Origin of the sequence: Amycolatopsis deserti (assembly GCF_014653945.1) — a bacterium.
Taxonomy (GTDB): domain Bacteria; phylum Actinomycetota; class Actinomycetes; order Mycobacteriales; family Pseudonocardiaceae; genus Amycolatopsis_E; species Amycolatopsis_E deserti.
The window spans coordinates 969,729-984,938 of record NZ_BNAU01000002.1 but is presented as its reverse complement, the minus strand read 5'-3'; the positions used below and the strand labels follow the sequence as shown (position 1 = coordinate 984,938).

Genomic DNA, 15,210 nt, shown 5'->3' with positions numbered 1-15,210 from the left:
CATGACCGAATACCTCAACGAAACAGTCTTCACCTGGGGCGCCACGCCGCTGAAGTTCGGCGCGGGCGCCGTCGACGAGATCGGCTGGGACCTGGCGCAGATGGGCGCGGAGCGGGTCCTCATCGTCACCGACCCGGGCGTCGCCGCGACCGGCGTGCCGCAGCGGGTCGCCGACGCCGCCAAGGCCGGCGGGCTGACCGTCGAGGTCTACGACCAGGTGCACGTCGAACCGACCGACGTGAGCATCCAGGCCGCGGTGGACTTCGCCAAGCAGTCGGAGTGGGACGGGTTCATCGCCGTCGGCGGCGGCTCGTCGATCGACACCGCCAAGGCCATCAACCTGATGACCACCTACCCGGCCGACCTCTACGACTACGTCAACAAGCCGATCGGGCAGGGCAAGGCGCCTGCCGGGCCGCTCAAGCCGCTGGTCGCGGTGCCGACCACCGCGGGCACCGGCTCGGAGACGACGCCGGTGTGCATCATGGACTTCCTCGACCTGAAGGTGAAGTCCGGTATCAGCCACCCGCGGCTGCGGCCCACGATGGCGGTCGTCGACCCGCTGCTCACGCTGAGCATGCCGCCCGAGGTCACCGCGGCCAGCGGCATGGACGTGCTGTGCCACGCCCTGGAGTCCTACACGGCCAAGCCGTTCGACTCCTTCCCGCGGCACCGCGCGGAAACCCGCGTCGCCTACTGCGGGGCGAACCCGATCTCCGACGCCTGGACCGAGCAGGCGCTGACGTTGCTGGCCCGGTCGTTCCGCAAGGCCGTGCTCAACGGCGGCGACCTCGCGGCGCGCACGGACATGATGCTGGCCGCGACCTTCGCCGGCATGGGCTTCGGCAACGCGGGCGTGCACATCCCGCACGCCTGCGCCTACCCGATCGCCGGGCGGGTCAAGGAGTACCGGCCGAAGAACTACCCGCAGGACGAGGCCATGGTCCCGCACGGCGAGTCGGTGTCGCTGACCGCGCCGGCCGCGTTCCGGTTCACGTTCCCGACGAACCCGGAGAAGCACCTGCGGGCCGCGCGGATCCTCGACCCGCACGCGCCGAAGCAGCACGACGCGGTGGACCAGCTGCCGTTCGTGCTGTCGTCGCTGATGCGCGACATCGGCACGCCGAACGGGATCGGCGGCGTCGGCTACGACGAGAGCGACATCGGGGATCTGGTCGAGGGCACGCTCAAGCAGGAGCGGCTGCTGACGATCTCACCCCGGCCGGTGCGGGCCGAGGACCTCGAGGCGATCTTCGCCCAGTCGATCGAGAACTGGTGAGCCGATGCCGATCTACGACTATTCCTGTGAGTGCGGGAACCGGTTCGAGGCGCTCGTGCCGTCGTTCTCCTCGCCCGCCCCGGCCTGCGGGTGCGGGTCGGTGCCGCACCGGCTGCCGCCCGCGGTGCGGCTCGGCGGGGTCGCCTCGGCCGGTCCCAGCCGGGACGACGCGCCGAAGAGCTGGCGCGGCACCGGCAACGGCGACCGGGAGACGGTGCGGCACTGGCACCGTCAGATGACCCGGCGGGAGAAACTGGAGCAGAAGTACCCGGAGCTGGCCGGCGACCGCCGCCCGGTGCTCGCCCACGAGGGCCGGTTCGCCGCCGCGCCCCTGCGGGCCGGTGACCCGGTACCGGGGGATTCGGCTTCATGACGGTGGTCGCGGACGAGCGGGTGGCCCGGTTCCTGGCGGAGCTGGGCCGCGCGCTCACCGGTGAGGTGGAGTCCGGCACGACGGCACGCGCGACCTACAGCATGGACGCGTCGAACTACCGGCACGTGCCGCTGGCCGTCGTGTTCCCGTCTACTGTGGAGGATCTGGAGGCGACCGTCCGGCTGTGCCGGGAGTTCCGGATCCCCATCACCGCGCGCGGCGCGGGCACCAGCATCGGCGGGCAGGCGCTCGGCGAGGGCGTGGTGATCGACTACACCCGGCACCTGAACCGGGTGCTGGAGATCGATCCGCAGGCGCGCACCGCGCGTGTGCAGCCCGGGGTGGTGCTGGACGCGTTGCGTGCGGCGGCCGCGCCGCACGGTCTGACGTTCGGGCCGGACCCGTCGACCCACAGCCGCTGCACGATCGGCGGCATGGTCGGCAACGACGCGTGCGGCTCGCATTCGGTGGCGTGGGGGCGGACCGCGGACAACGTGGTCGCGCTGGACGTGCTGACCGCGGACGGGACGCGGCTGACGATCGGGGAGTCGCTGCCGGACGATCCGCGCGTGGCCGCGTCGAAGCAGCTCGCGCTGGACCACCTGGCGCTGCTGCGCACGTCGTTCCCGTCGATCCCGCGGCGGGTGTCCGGGTACGCGCTGGACCAGCTGCTGCCGGAGAACGGCACCAACCTGGTGCGCGCGCTGGTCGGCACCGAGGGCACGTGCGTGCTGCTGACCGAGATCACCGTGCGACTGGTGCCCGCTCCCGCGGCTCGTGCGCTGGTCGTCGCGGGCTACGCCGACGACATCGCGGCCGCCGACGCGGTGCCGTCGGTGCTGCCGTTGAAGCCGCTGACCGTCGAGGGCATGGGCCGCGACCTGATCGACTCGCTGCTGACGCGGCGGTCCCACCCGGCGGTCGACCTGCTGCCCGCCGGGCGCGGATGGTTGTTCGTCGAGGTCGGGGGAGCGGATCCGGCCGAGGCGGCGGCGCGGGCGGCCGAGGTCGCGGCTGTCCTGGAGCGGGACACCGGCGCGGCGACCGTGGTGGAGACGCGGCCGGCCGACCAGCGGGTGCTGTGGTCGGTGCGCGAGGCCGCGGCCGGGATCGTGACCCGCATGCCGGACGGGTCCGAGGCGTGGCCGGGGTGGGAGGACTCCGCTGTGCCGCCCGCGAACCTCGGCGTGTACCTCCGGGATTTCCGGACCCTGCTGGGGAAGTACGGGCTGCGGGGTGTCCCGTATGGACACTTCGGCGAGGGCTGCGTGCACGTGCGCATCAACTTCGGCCTGACCACCGAGGACGGCCGGCGGCAGTTCCGGGCGTTCATGGAGGACGCGGCGGATCTCGTGGTGCGGCACGGCGGTTCGCTGTCCGGCGAGCACGGCGACGGGCAGGCGCGTGCCGAGCTGCTGTCCCGGATGTACCCGCCGGAGATCCTGGCGCTGTTCGAGCGGTTCAAGGCGATCTGGGACCCCGGCGACCTGCTCAACCCCGGCAACCTGGTGCGGCCCCGGAAACTCGACGCGGACCTGCGGTTCGACGGGCCGGTGCGGTCGCTGCCGATCACGCTGAAGTACCCGCACGACGGCGGCAGCCTCGCGACCGCGACCCGGCGGTGCGTCGGCGTCGGGGCCTGTGTCGACAAATCGTCCGGCGTGATGTGCCCGAGCTACATGGTCACCGGGCGCGAGGAGCACTCCACGCGCGGGCGGTCGCACCTGTTGTTCGAGATGATGCGCGGGGAGACGGTCACCGACGGGTGGCGGTCGACCGAGGTGCTCGAGGCACTGGATTTGTGCCTGGCGTGCAAGGGATGCCTGTCCGACTGTCCGGTCAATGTGGACATGGCCTCGTACAAGGCGGAGTTCCTGCACCAGCACTACAAGGGACGGCTGCGCCCGGCGAGCCACTACACGCTCGGTTTCCTGCCGGTGCTGGCGCGGCTGGCGTCGGCGGCGCCGCGGCTGGCGAACCGGGTGCTGGGCGGGCGGTTGTCCGGGCTGGTGAAGAAGGCGGGCGGGATCACGCCGGAGCGGTCGCTGCCGCGGTTCGCGCCGCGGACGTTCCGGCGCGGATTCTCTGCGCGGGAGCAGGGGCGGCCGCGCGTGGTGCTGTGGCCGGACACGTTCACGAACTTCCTGTCGCCCGAGGTCGGGCACGACGCGGTGCGGGTGCTGGAGCACGCCGGGTTCGACGTCGTGCTGCCGTCGTCGTCGGTGTGCTGCGGGCTGACCTGGATCTCGACCGGGCAGCTCGACGTGGCGCGGCGGGTGCTGCGGCGGACGTTGCGGGTGCTGCGGCCGGAACTCGAGGCGGGCACGCCGATCGTGGGCCTGGAGCCGAGCTGCCTGGCGGTGTTCCGGCACGACTCGCGGGAGCTGCTGGACGACGGCGAGCTGCACGGGCTGCCGTCGCAGGTGTTCACGCTGGCGGAGTTCCTGGAGAAGTACGCGCCGGATGTGGAGTTCCCGGCGGTCGAGGCGTCGGCGATCACGCAACAGCACTGCCATCAACACGCGGTGATGGGCAATGCGGCGGACGAGCGGTTGTTGCGGCGGGTGGGGGTGGACAACCGGACGCTGGACTCCGGGTGCTGCGGGCTGGCCGGGAACTTCGGCGTGGAGAAGGGGCACTACGAGGTGTCGGTCGCCGCGGCGCGGCGGGTGCTGGTGCCGGAGGTGGAGGCCGCGCCGGAGGACACGATGGTCCTCGCGGACGGCTTCAGCTGCCGCACCCAGATCGACGACCTCACCGGACGGCAGGCGCTGCACCTGGCGCAGGTACTGGCGCGAGCACTGGACGGCGATGACGCCTAAAGCCGACCGGGTTGCCCACCGCACACGCGGGGGTAGCCACTCGCCGATCGCGGCGGTCAGGTCGGCGCGCCCCCACGGCCGGCCTGCGGGCATCGTCCGAGCTGCCGGCTTTGAAACACGCCCGGGGCCCCGTTCGGCCGTGTCCGCGGCGGTCCTCCGGCCAGACACGGCACGGACAGGTGGCGCATCAGGGGCAGGAACATCGGCGAGTCCCCGGCCTGTCCCGCGGTCAGCAGCACCACCAGCGGCCGGCCGTGCCCGTCGACGAGCTCATGAGTCTTGGCCGACAGCTCACCCCGTGAGCGGTCCAGCCCGTGGTTCCCCCTGCCGTTTCCGGATGCGCGGGCGATTTGTCAGACAAGCGCTGGGTACGTCCGTGGTACTGCCGGCCCGGGTCAGTACCGCCACCGGCGTCCTGGCCGGGTTCACCTCTCCACGTCGCGCCCGTTCGGCGATCAGCCCGGGCCGCTCGACCGTGTGACATCCCTCTGATGCTCCAGCCTCACGAACGGATCAAACACCCATGCCCGACAACAGAATCACCGATGGCGCCGAACGGGCGATCATCGAGGACATGCTCGACCGCAACCGGGCGGCCCTGATCGTGACCGTGCGCGGCCTTTCCGAAGCCGACGCCCGGCGCCGGCTGGTCGCTTCCCTCACCACACCCCTCTCCCTGATCAAACACGCCGCGGCCGCCGAGCGGATCTGGTTCCAGCGGTTCTGGGCGGGGCTCGACGCGTCCGAATGCGACGGGTACTCGGAACGGGACGAGGGCACCTTCGCCGTCGCGGACGAGGAGTCCGTGGCCGACGTGATCGCCGAGTTCGAACGCGCGAGCCGGCGATCCCGCGAGATCGCCGCCCGCTTCGACCTGGGCGACACCAAGCACAATCCCCGTGAGGGCACGGTCAGCATGCGGTGGACGCTGCTCTCGATGATCGAGGAATTCGCCCGGCACGCGGGGCACGGCGACATCCTCCGCGAACAGATCGATCACGCCCCGCCCGTGTCCGTGGCGTAGGCGAGCACCACGCCACCCAGGATGAGGGCCAGCGCGAGGCCCCGGCCCAGCGTCACGGGATCGCGGTGCACCACCACGCCGAGCACGACGGCCCCGACCGCGCCGATTCCGGTGAACACCGCGTAGGCGGTGCCGACCGGCAGCGTGTTCATCGCCCGGGACAACAGGTACACCGCGGTCGCCGCGAGCAGGAAGCACAGCACGGTCGGCCACGGCCGGGTGAAGTTGTCGGTCGGTTTGATGCTCTGCGACCACGCCACCTCGACCAGCCCGGCGAGCACCAGCAGAACCCAGCTCACAGCGCCAGCTCCTTGCCGAGGTCCGCGGCCGCCCGGAGTGCGTTCGCGGCGGACTCCTCGTGCCGGTCGCGCAGGTGCCGCAGGTGCGGATCCACCGTGGAGTTGACCAGCTCAGCGTTGACGAAGACCGGGTCGTCGACGCCGAAGTGGCCGCTGAAGAAGTCCCGCAGGTACCGCTCGTGGTGGTCGAATGGCGCGCGGGGTGTGCCCGGCGCGTACGAGCCGCCGCGGGCACCCACGACGACGAACCGCTTGCCCCGCAACGACATCCGCGGAAAGGTGATCTGGTCGAGCCACGCCTTCAGCGCCGCCGGGATCGAGAAGTTGTACATCGGCGCCCCGATCAGCACGACGTCGGCGGTGACGACCTCGTCCAGCAGGGGCGCCACGACCGCCCACGCCGCCTCCTGCGCCGGTGTGCGCACCGCCTCCGGGTAGCGGCCGATCTCGGTGATGCCGTCGCGCAGCAGGTTGTCGCAGATTTCCGTCCACGCCTGGCCGATCGGCCGCACCGGAGCCGCGGCGAGGTCGCGGTGGATGTAACGCCCGTCCGGCGCCGCGTCGCGCCAGGCACCGGCGAAGGCCTGGCCCAGCCGGCGTGAGAACGAGTCGCGCCGCGCGCTGGAGTCGACGTGCAGCAACGTGGTCATGGCGATCCTCCCGAATGAACTGGACATCATGTCCACTTATTGCGACGGTACCACAAGCGGACGCCGTGTCCAGTTCGGTAGGCTGGGGTGGTGACGGAACGGAAGGACCTGCTGCGCCCGGACCGGCCGAAGGAACGGGCCGACGCGGCGCGCAACCGGGCCCGCGTGCTCGCCGCCGCGGAGGAGCTGTTCAGCCGCCAGCGGTCGGTCACGATGGAGGACATCGCCCGCGCCGCGGGGGTGGGCCGGGGCACCCTGTACCGCCGGTACCCGGACGTCCCCTCGATCGCGCTCGCCTTGCTCGACGAGCACGAGCGGCGGGTGCAGGAGCAGTTGCTGCGTGGCGAGCCCCCGCTCGGCCCCGGGGCACCGCCGCACGAGCGGCTCGCCGCTTTCTACGGCGCGATGGTCGGCCTGCTGGAGCGGCACGGCCACCTCGCACTCGGCGCGGAGATCGGCCGGGCCCGCTTCACCACCGGCGCCTACGGCTTCTGGCAGGCGCACGTGCGCGCGCTGGTGACCGAAGCCGGCCACGACCCGGACGCCCTGACCGACCTGCTGCTCGCCCCGATCGCCCCGGACGTCTACGACTACCAGCGGCACCAGCTCGGCCTGAGCCCGGAGAAGGTCACCGCCGCGCTCACCCGGATCGCCCACGGCGTGCTGGGCACCCCCGGACGGGGGCAAGTTCTCGACCCACCTCGTTGACCGTTGCTAGCGTGGCTCGGTCATCGGCGCCAAGGGAGGCGGGATGGAGAGCGCAGCGCTGCGGCCCGAGATCGCGTCGTCGTGGCGGCGGGCCGAGCTGTCCGGGCTGCGGCCGGACGCCGCCGTCGACCGGCTGACCGTCGAGGACATCGACCGTCGGAGCAGGCTCGTCCTCGCCGCCGAACCCGTCCTCGACCAGGCCACCCGCGAGCTCGCCGACACCGCGTTCGGCCTCGTCCTGGCCGATCGTGACGCCTGGATCGTCGACCGCCGCTTCGGTGAGCGCCGGCTGGAAGCCACCTTCGACCGCATCGGCGTGGTGCCCGGCACCCGCTTCACCGAGGAGAACACCGGCACCAACTCGATCGCGACCGTGTTCGAGCTGCGCCAGGGCCTGGCCGTGCACGGGCACGAGCACTTCATCGACAGCTTCAAGCCCTTCGCCTGCTACGGCCACCCGATCACCCACCCGGTGACCCGCCGGCTCGAAGGCGTCCTCGACATCACCTGCCTGGCCGATCACGCGAACCCGCTGCTGGGCCCGTTCCTGCGCCGCGCGGTCGCCGACATCGAGCAGCGCCTGCTGGAGGGCTCGCGCGCCGCCGAGCAGCGCATGCTCGCCGCCTACCAGGCCGCCGCCCTCAACCGCCTGCGCCCGGTCCTCGTGCTGGGCGACGACGTCGTGCTCGCCAACGCCGCGGCCACCGACCTGCTCGACGCCGCCGACCACGCCGTGCTGCGCGGGCTCGCGATGGACGCGCCGTTCGGCGTACGGCAGGCGCGCAGCGTGCGGCTGTCCTCCGGCCGGGTCGCGGACGTGTCGTTCGAGCGCATCACCGGCGCCTCCGGCGTGCTGTTCGAGCTGGAACCGCCCGCGGTGCAGGCGATTCCGCGCCGCGTCACCCCGCGCCCGGTGCAGCGCGACTTCGCGACCTACCGCGAGCAGCGCACGCACGTGTTGATCAGCGGCGAACCCGGCACCGGCCGCTCGACCGTGGCCCGCGAGCTCGCCGGCGAGTCGGCACTGGCGGTGCTCGACGCCGTCGACGCCCAGCACTGGGCGCCCACCCTCGACCAGCTCGTCGCCTCCCACACCGGGCTGCTGGTGGTCGAGAACATCGCGCTGCTGCCGCCCGACGCCGCCGCCCGGCTCGCCGCGATCATGGACCGCGGCGACTGCTGGGTCGCGCTCACCGGCCCGTCGCCGCCCGAGCTGACCGGCCCCGCCGCGGACCTCGCCAGCCGCTGCATCGCCCGCCGCGAGCTGCCTCCGCTGCGGTCCCGCCGGGACGAGCTGCCGGCCCTGGTCGCGGCGATGCTGGCGGAGATCGGGTCCACGCTCCGGTTCGTGCCGCGCACGCTGGAGGTGCTGGCCGCGCAGCCGTGGCCGGGCAACCTGCGTGAGCTGAAGGCGCTGCTGCGGCACATCGCGGCCGGCCGGGCCTGTGGTGACGTGCTGCCGCGTGACCTCCCGGAGGCCTACCAGGGCAGCCCGAAAGCACGTCACCTGACGCCGATCGAGCAACTCGAACACGACGCGATCGCCGCCGCGCTGCGGGACTGCGGCGGGAACAAGGCCCACGCCGCGAAGCTGCTCGGCATCAGCCGCTCGACCCTGCACCGCCGGGTGCGCAGCCTCGGGCTGAGCTGAGCTCACGCGAACCGTCCCACGGCGACGACCACGGCCAGCGCCAGCAGGACCAGCGGCACGGGCAGGGTTTTCCACTCGTGGCGGCGCACGTGGAAGACGGCCGCGGCGGCCATCAGCAGCACCAGCCCGGCCGCGGCGAGCGGTGTCAGCACCGGCGCGACGTCCAGCGCGGCGGGCAGGATGAGGCCCGCCGCGGCCAGGACCTCCAGGGCGCCGACCGTCTTGCCCGCGCCGACGGTGAGCCCGGTGGCGGCCAGCTTCTCCGCGGGCTGGGCGAGTTTCTGCGACCCACTGGCGAGGAAGACAGCGGCCAGCAGTCCGGCGATGATCCACAGTGTGATGTTCATGCCCTTCCGACGACGCAGCGCCGCGCGGTGTGAGGCCACTGTGTCAACTTGACACAGTTAGCTCGCTGTTGCGCAGGTCACCATTACCGCCACGTCCACGACGAGGAGGTTGGTGTGACTGCGGTAGCGGAGCAGGCCGTGCATCCGGCGGTGCGGGAGTTCGTGTCCGGGACCAAGCGGCTGCTGATCGGCGGGCAGTGGGTGAACGCGGCGTCGGGCCGGACGTTCCCCACGTTCGACCCCGCCACGGGGGAGAAGATCACCGAGGTGGCGCACGGCGCCGCCGAGGACGTCGACCGCGCGGTGGCCGCGGCGCGGCGCGCGTTCGAGGACGGGCCGTGGTCGCGCACCACCCCGTCGGAGCGGCAGCGCCTGATCTGGCGCGTGGGTGACCTGCTGCTGGAGCGCGCCGAGCAGTTCGCGCAGCTGGAGGCGCTCGACAACGGCAAGTCCGTGGCCGTCGCGCAGGGGGTCGACGTCGCCTGGTCGGCCGACATCTTCCACTACTACGCGGGGTGGGCCACCAAGATCGAGGGCCGCACGATCACCCCTTCGGTGCCGTGGATCCCGGGCAGCCAGTGGCACGCGTACACGCTGCGGGAACCGGTCGGCGTGTGCGCGCAGATCATCCCGTGGAACTTCCCGCTGGTGATGGCCGCGTTCAAGCTCGCGCCCGCGCTCGCGGCCGGCAACACGGTCATCCTCAAGCCGGCCGAGCAGACCCCGCTCACCGCGCTGCTGCTGGGCGAGCTGTTCTGCGAGGCCGGGTTCCCGGACGGCGTGGTCAACATCCTCACCGGGTTCGGTGACGCGGGCGCCGCGCTGGCCGCGCACGACGACGTCGACAAGGTCGCGTTCACCGGCTCCACCGAGGTGGGCAAGAAGATCGTGGACGCGGCCAAGGGCAACCTGAAGAAGGTGTCGCTGGAGCTGGGCGGCAAGAGCCCCAACATCGTGTTCGCCGACGCCGACCTGGAGGCCGCGATCCCCGGCTCGGCCAACGCCTGGCTGTTCAACCACGGCCAGTGCTGTGTGGCCGGCACGCGGTTGTTCGTCGAGGAGTCCATCTTCGACGAGTTCACGCAGGGCGTCGCCGAGTTCGCCAGCCAGGTCAAGATCGGCCCGGGCCTGGACCCGACGACGCAGCTCGGCCCGCTCGTGTCGCAGGAGCAGCTCGACCGCGTCACCAGCTACCTGCGGCAGGGCCTCGCCGACGGCGCCCGTGCCCTGACCGGCGGCGGCCGTCACGGCGACTCCGGCTACTACGTCGAGCCGACGGTGCTGGTGGACGTGCGCGAGGACATGAGCGTGGTGCGCGAGGAGATCTTCGGCCCGGTGGTGGCCGCGATCCCGTTCTCGGCCGAGGACGGTCTCGCCGCGGCGGCGAACGACACCGAGTACGGCCTGGCCGCCGGCATTTGGACGCGGGACATCTCCAAGGCGCACCGGGTGGCCAAGCAGATCAAGGCCGGTTCGGTGTGGGTCAACTGCTACAACGGCTTCGACACCGCGATCCCGTTCGGCGGGTACAAGCAGTCCGGCTGGGGCCGCGAGCTCGGCGCCGAGGCCATCGATCTCTACACCCAGACCAAAGCCGTCAACGTCGCGCTCTGAGGAGAGTTCCCATGAAGGTCAAGGCTGCTGTACTGACTGATTTCAAGACCCCGTTCGAGATCACCGAGCTGGACCTGGACGGCCCGAAGGAGGGCGAGGTCCTCATCCGCTACGTCGCCGCCGGGTTGTGCCACTCGGACCTGCACCTGTCCGACGGTGACCTGCCACCGCGGTTCCCGATCGTCGGCGGGCACGAGGGCGCTGGGATCATCGAGGAGGTCGGGCCGGGGGTGACGAAGGTCAAGCCCGGGGACCACGTGGTGTGCTCGTTCATCCCGAACTGCGGCACCTGCCGCTACTGCGCCACCGGGCACCAGAGCCTGTGCGACATGGGCGCGACGATCCTGGAGGGCAGCTTCCCGGACGGCAGTTTCCGGTTCCACTCCGGTGGCGTGGACTACGGTCAGATGTGCATGCTCGGCACGTTCGCCGAGTACTCCACGATTTCGCAGCACTCGGTGGTCAAAGTGGACGAAAGCGTGCCGCTGGAGACGGCGGTGCTCGTCGGCTGTGGCGTGCCGACCGGGTGGGGCACGGCGGTGTACGCGGGTGACGTGCGGCCGGGCGAAACCGTGGTGATCTACGGGATCGGCGGGATCGGCATCAACTCGGTGCAGGGCGCGGCCCACGCCGGGGCGAAGAACGTCGTGGTGGTCGATCCGTTGGCGTTCAAGCGGGACACCGCGTTGAAGCTGGGCGCCACGCACGCGTTCGCCACCGCGGCCGAGGCGCACGAGGTGGTCACCGAGCTGACCCGGGGGCAGGGTGCCGACAAGGCGCTGGTCACGGTCGGCGTGGTGGACGAGGAGGTCATGTCGGCCGCGTTCGACGTCGTCGGCAAGGGCGGGGTCGTCGTGGTGACGGGCTTGGCGGACCCCGCGAAGGCGACGATCCACGTCTCCGGCGCGGTGCTGACCCTGTGGGAGAAGACGATCAAGGGCAGCCTGTTCGGCAGCGGCAACCCGCAGCGGGACATCCTCAAGATGCTGGACCTGTACCAGGCCGGCAGCCTGAAGCTGGACGAGCTGGTGACCAACCGGTACCGCCTGGAGGATGTGAACCAGGGGTACGAAGACTTGGTGGCGGGCAAGAACATCCGGGGCGTGGTGGTGCACGGCCAAGGTTAGGACAGGTGGCGGGGGAGAGAGAACGGGCAGGCAGCCGGCGACGCAAGGAGACCGACTACGCCCCAGACCTCCCCCGCCCCCGATCCACAGCCTGCTTTTGGTCGCCGATCAGGCGTGTCAAGGTACTCTTTCCCGCCTTGACACGCCTGATCGGCGACCGAAACACAATCAGGAATCGGGGGCGGGGGTGGTCGTAAGGTGACCGTTCGGCGCCGTAAGGCGCCTCCGCCCGTAGGGCGGGCTCTTCGCCTGCCGAAGGCGGCGCCGGTTTAAAGATCAAGAGATGTCCTCGCCGGACGGGCAGGCTCCGGGATGACGGAACAGCACGCCCGTCACCTTGGCGAGGTGGTCGCTGGGTTCAGTGCGCGCCGCTGGACGTCCGCGTTAGTCAGCGTTAACCTGTGGGTGTGGCTAGTGTGCGTGAGCTGGGGCTGCCCCAGCGGGAGGCGTCCCGGAACGAGCTGCCCGATCGAATCACGATCTGGGAGGTCGGGGCGCGTGACGGGCTCCAGAACGAGCAGACCGTGGTCAGCCTGGACACCAAGCTCGAGTTCCTCGACCGGCTCGCCGCGGCGGGCCTGACGACCCTCGAGGCGACCAGTTTCGTCCACCCCAAGTGGGTTCCGCAGCTGGCCGACGCCGACGACCTGCTCGCCAAGCTCGACCGGCGCCCGGGCACGAACTACCCCGTCCTGGTCCCCAACGAGCGCGGCCTGGACCGGGCCCTGGCGCTGGGCGTGGAATCGATCGCGATCTTCGGCAGCGCCACCGAGACCTTCGCGCGCAAGAACCTCAACCGCTCCTTCGACGAGCAGTTCGCGATGTTCGAGCCGGTCGTGCGGCGGGCCCGCCACGAAGGACTGGAGGTGCGCGCCTACCTCTCCATGTGCTTCGGCGACCCGTGGGAGGGCGCCGTGCCCGTCGAGCAGGTCGCGACCGCCGGGCGACGGCTCCTCGACATGGGCTGCTTCCAGCTCTCCCTCGGCGACACGATCGGCGTCGCCACCCCGGGGCACGTCGAGGCGGTCCTCGCAGGCTTCGGCGACGTCTCCCAGCTCGCCGTGCACTTCCACGACACCTACGGCCAGGCGCTGTCCAACACGCTCGCCGCGCTCCGGGCCGGAGTGACCACAGTGGACTCCTCCGCGGGCGGCCTCGGCGGCTGCCCCTACGCCAAGGCCGCCACCGGCAACCTCGCCACCGAGGACCTCGTCTGGATGCTCGACGGCCTGGGCGTCGAGCACGGCGTGGACCTGGACGCGCTGGTGCGCACCAGCGCCTGGATGGCGCAGCAGCTCGGCCGCCCCAGCCCGTCGCGCGTCGTGAAGGCCCTCACCGGCGGCTAGGGCTTCGCGCGCCCTCCCGCGGTCCAAGCGCGGGGTCGTCAAGCGCCCCTGAGGTGATCGAGGACGGCGAGCACCAGCGTCTCGGACGCCGCGACGACGTCACCCAAGGGTGTGCGCCGCCCGGTGAGCAGCCACTGCGTCGCGGTGGTGGTGATCGCGCCGATGATCCCCTGCGCGACGAGGTGCCGCCGGACCGGCGTCAAGCCACTGGCCTGGAACGCTTCGACGGCGAGGAGTTCGACCGAACGGGCGAAGCGTTCGGTCTGGGCCTGGTACGCCGCGTCCACGGCCGGGCTCACGCCCAGGATCTCCAGCAGTGTGAGGCGGGCGAGGCGCTGGTCGTCGGCGATCGCGCCGTAGTACCCGGCCAGCGCGGCGTGCAGCCGGTCCGCGAGCGTGGCCGGCGCCCCGGTCACGGCACCCACCATCGCGGCGTGGATCTGGTCGGCCGCCCGCTCGTAGCAGGCGAGCAGCAGCGCTTCGCTGTCGGCGAAGGACTCGTAGAAGTAGCGCTTGGTCAGCCCCGCCCCGGCGCACACACGCTGCACGGTGGCGGCGCGGTAGCCGATGGTGCCGAAGACGTCGATCCCGGCCTTGATGAGCCGGTCGCGCCGCGCGGTGACGCGGTCCTGCGCCGGGGTGCCCCGGTACGGGCGGGAGGGTGGCTGCACAACCGCCATCTTGACACCCGCCGGTTCCCGTTCAAGACTGGGAACCACATGGTTTCTGTCCTGGGGGAGTGACATGGCCACGGACCGGCCGATCCCGCCGCGGAACGCGCTCGCGCACTACGCCGCGATGCTCACCCCGAACGCGCTGAACGCGGCCGCACTCGCGCTGTGGCGGGACGCCCCGGCCCGGTGGACACGCATCGTCGGCGCGGTGCGCGGGCGGCGACGGGCCTCGATGCGGGGACTGGTGGTCTTGCCCGGCGGCGGTCCGCGCTGGCGATCGGTTCCCGCGCCGTCGCTACCCGGGCCGGCGGGCGCGCTCGTGCGGCCGCTGGCCGTCGCCACCTGCGACCTGGACCGGGCGATGATGCTGGGGCGGACGCCGTTCCCGCTGCCATTGCACCTCGGCCATGAGTGCGTCGCCGAGGTGCTCGAAGTCGGCGACTTCGTGCGGTCGGTGCGGCCGGGGCAGCGCGTGGTGGTGCCGTTCCAGATCAGCTGCGGGGCGTGCCCACCGTGCCGGCACGGTTTCACGGGCAGCTGCACCGCGGTACCGCCGGCGTCGATGTACGGCTTCGGGCTCGCCGGCGGGCTGTGGGGCGGCGCGCTGGCCGACCGGCTCGCGGTTCCGTTCGCCGACGCCATGCTCGTCCCGCTGCCGGAGGGCATCGACCCGGCCGCGGCGGCCGGCGTGGCCGACAGCGTCAGCGACGCGTACCGGCAGGTCGCGCCCCACCTGCCCGCGCTGCTCGCGCGCGAACCCGACGCCGAGGTGCTCATCGTCGGCCGGACCACCCGGCGGGATCCGTTGACCTCCAGCACAGTGCTCTACGCCGGACTCATCGCGCGGGCACTCGGCGCGCGCCGGGTCAGCGTCGCCGACAGCCGGCCCGGCGTGCGCGAGCTGGCAGCCGGGCTCGGGCTCGGTGCGCTCGACGCCCGGCGGCCGCGCGAGTGGCCCACCGCCCCGCTGACCGTCGACGCCACCGGCACGCCGGCCGGGCTGCGCCAGGTTCTCCGGCACACCGCTCCGGACGGCGTGTGCACGTGCGTGTGGTCGTTGCACCGGCGGGCCGCCGTCCCGCTGGCCGCCGCGTACGTCCGGAACGTGACGGTCCACATCGGACGCAGTCACGTGCGCACCCTGATCCCGGAGGTCCTCGCCCTCATGGCCGACGGCCGGCTCCGGCCCGAAGTGGTGACCTCGAACACCGCCCCGTTCAGCGCGGCGCCCGCGGCGCTGCGCGAGCACTGCCACGACGACGCGATCAAGACCGTCCTCGTCGCCGACTAGTGTCT

14 protein-coding genes are annotated in these 15,210 nt (G+C 72.0%); 10 read left to right on the top strand and 4 right to left on the bottom strand.

Annotated elements, in window-relative coordinates; translation table 11 throughout:
• The first annotated feature begins 1 nt into the window (after window position 1).
• The 4 genes from IE290_RS12990 (at window position 2) to IE290_RS12975 (ending at window position 5,498) form a co-directional block, all read left to right on the top strand.
• Window positions 2–1,279: a hydroxyacid-oxoacid transhydrogenase gene (locus IE290_RS12990; RefSeq protein WP_191244786.1), complete on the top strand. Its 1,278-nt coding sequence runs from the start codon at window positions 2–4 to the stop codon at window positions 1,277–1,279.
• A 4-nt stretch (window positions 1,280–1,283) separates the two neighbouring features.
• The gene (locus IE290_RS12985; RefSeq protein WP_191244785.1) at window positions 1,284–1,652 is read left to right on the top strand and encodes an FmdB family zinc ribbon protein; all 369 of its coding nucleotides are present in this window, start codon (window positions 1,284–1,286) and stop codon (window positions 1,650–1,652) included.
• Window positions 1,649–4,474 (top strand): FAD-binding and (Fe-S)-binding domain-containing protein, encoded by a 2,826-nt coding sequence (locus IE290_RS12980; RefSeq protein ID WP_191244784.1) that lies wholly within the window; start codon window positions 1,649–1,651, stop codon window positions 4,472–4,474. The genes IE290_RS12985 and IE290_RS12980 overlap by 4 nt, the downstream gene beginning before the upstream one ends.
• A gap of 523 nt (window positions 4,475–4,997) precedes the next feature.
• Window positions 4,998–5,498 (top strand): DinB family protein, encoded by a 501-nt coding sequence (locus tag IE290_RS12975; RefSeq protein ID WP_191244783.1) that lies wholly within the window; start codon window positions 4,998–5,000, stop codon window positions 5,496–5,498.
• Here the strand turns inward: IE290_RS12975 and IE290_RS12970 are convergent.
• Together IE290_RS12970 and IE290_RS12965 are read right to left on the bottom strand one after the other, a co-directional pair.
• Window positions 5,471–5,797 carry a DMT family transporter gene (locus tag IE290_RS12970; protein WP_191244782.1) on the bottom strand — a complete coding sequence of 109 codons (327 nt, stop codon included), beginning with the start codon at window positions 5,795–5,797 and terminating at the stop codon, window positions 5,471–5,473. The two genes, IE290_RS12975 and IE290_RS12970, sit on opposite strands and share 28 nt — an antisense overlap.
• Entirely contained in the window at window positions 5,794–6,447 is a 654-nt protein-coding gene (locus tag IE290_RS12965) for an FMN-dependent NADH-azoreductase (protein WP_191244781.1), read from the bottom strand. The genes IE290_RS12970 and IE290_RS12965 overlap by 4 nt, the downstream gene beginning before the upstream one ends.
• A gap of 90 nt (window positions 6,448–6,537) precedes the next feature.
• On the opposite strand from IE290_RS12965, the gene IE290_RS12960 reads away from it, so the two are divergent.
• Window positions 6,538–7,155: a TetR/AcrR family transcriptional regulator gene (locus IE290_RS12960; protein ID WP_229874451.1), complete on the top strand. Its 618-nt coding sequence runs from the start codon at window positions 6,538–6,540 to the stop codon at window positions 7,153–7,155.
• A gap of 43 nt (window positions 7,156–7,198) precedes the next feature.
• Entirely contained in the window at window positions 7,199–8,806 is a 1,608-nt protein-coding gene (locus IE290_RS12955; RefSeq protein ID WP_191244779.1) for a sigma-54-dependent Fis family transcriptional regulator, read from the top strand.
• Window positions 8,807–8,808: 2 nt separating this feature from the next.
• Here the strand turns inward: IE290_RS12955 and IE290_RS12950 are convergent, their stop codons facing one another.
• Window positions 8,809–9,153: a DoxX family protein gene (locus tag IE290_RS12950; protein ID WP_191244778.1), complete on the bottom strand. Its 345-nt coding sequence runs from the start codon at window positions 9,151–9,153 to the stop codon at window positions 8,809–8,811.
• Between the two features lie 114 nt (window positions 9,154–9,267).
• On the opposite strand from IE290_RS12950, the gene IE290_RS12945 reads away from it, so the two are divergent.
• The 3 genes from IE290_RS12945 to IE290_RS12935 all read left to right on the top strand — a co-directional run bounded on the left by IE290_RS12945 (window position 9,268) and on the right by IE290_RS12935 (window position 13,240).
• Window positions 9,268–10,767 carry an aldehyde dehydrogenase family protein gene (locus IE290_RS12945; protein WP_191244777.1) on the top strand — a complete coding sequence of 500 codons (1,500 nt, stop codon included), beginning with the start codon at window positions 9,268–9,270 and terminating at the stop codon, window positions 10,765–10,767.
• A gap of 11 nt (window positions 10,768–10,778) precedes the next feature.
• Window positions 10,779–11,894, top strand: coding sequence for an NDMA-dependent alcohol dehydrogenase (locus IE290_RS12940; protein WP_191244776.1), 1,116 nt, complete (start codon window positions 10,779–10,781; stop codon window positions 11,892–11,894).
• Between the two features lie 407 nt (window positions 11,895–12,301).
• On the top strand, window positions 12,302–13,240 hold the full coding sequence (locus tag IE290_RS12935) for a hydroxymethylglutaryl-CoA lyase (RefSeq protein ID WP_191244775.1): 939 nt from the start codon (window positions 12,302–12,304) through the stop codon (window positions 13,238–13,240).
• Window positions 13,241–13,278: 38 nt separating this feature from the next.
• Here IE290_RS12935 and IE290_RS12930 read toward each other — a convergent pair whose 3' ends face one another.
• The gene (locus IE290_RS12930) at window positions 13,279–13,920 is read right to left on the bottom strand and encodes a TetR/AcrR family transcriptional regulator (protein ID WP_191244774.1); all 642 of its coding nucleotides are present in this window, start codon (window positions 13,918–13,920) and stop codon (window positions 13,279–13,281) included.
• A 64-nt stretch (window positions 13,921–13,984) separates the two neighbouring features.
• On the opposite strand from IE290_RS12930, the gene IE290_RS12925 reads away from it, so the two are divergent.
• Window positions 13,985–15,205: an alcohol dehydrogenase catalytic domain-containing protein gene (locus IE290_RS12925; protein ID WP_229874450.1), complete on the top strand. Its 1,221-nt coding sequence runs from the start codon at window positions 13,985–13,987 to the stop codon at window positions 15,203–15,205.
• Window positions 15,206–15,210 lie beyond the last annotated feature (5 nt).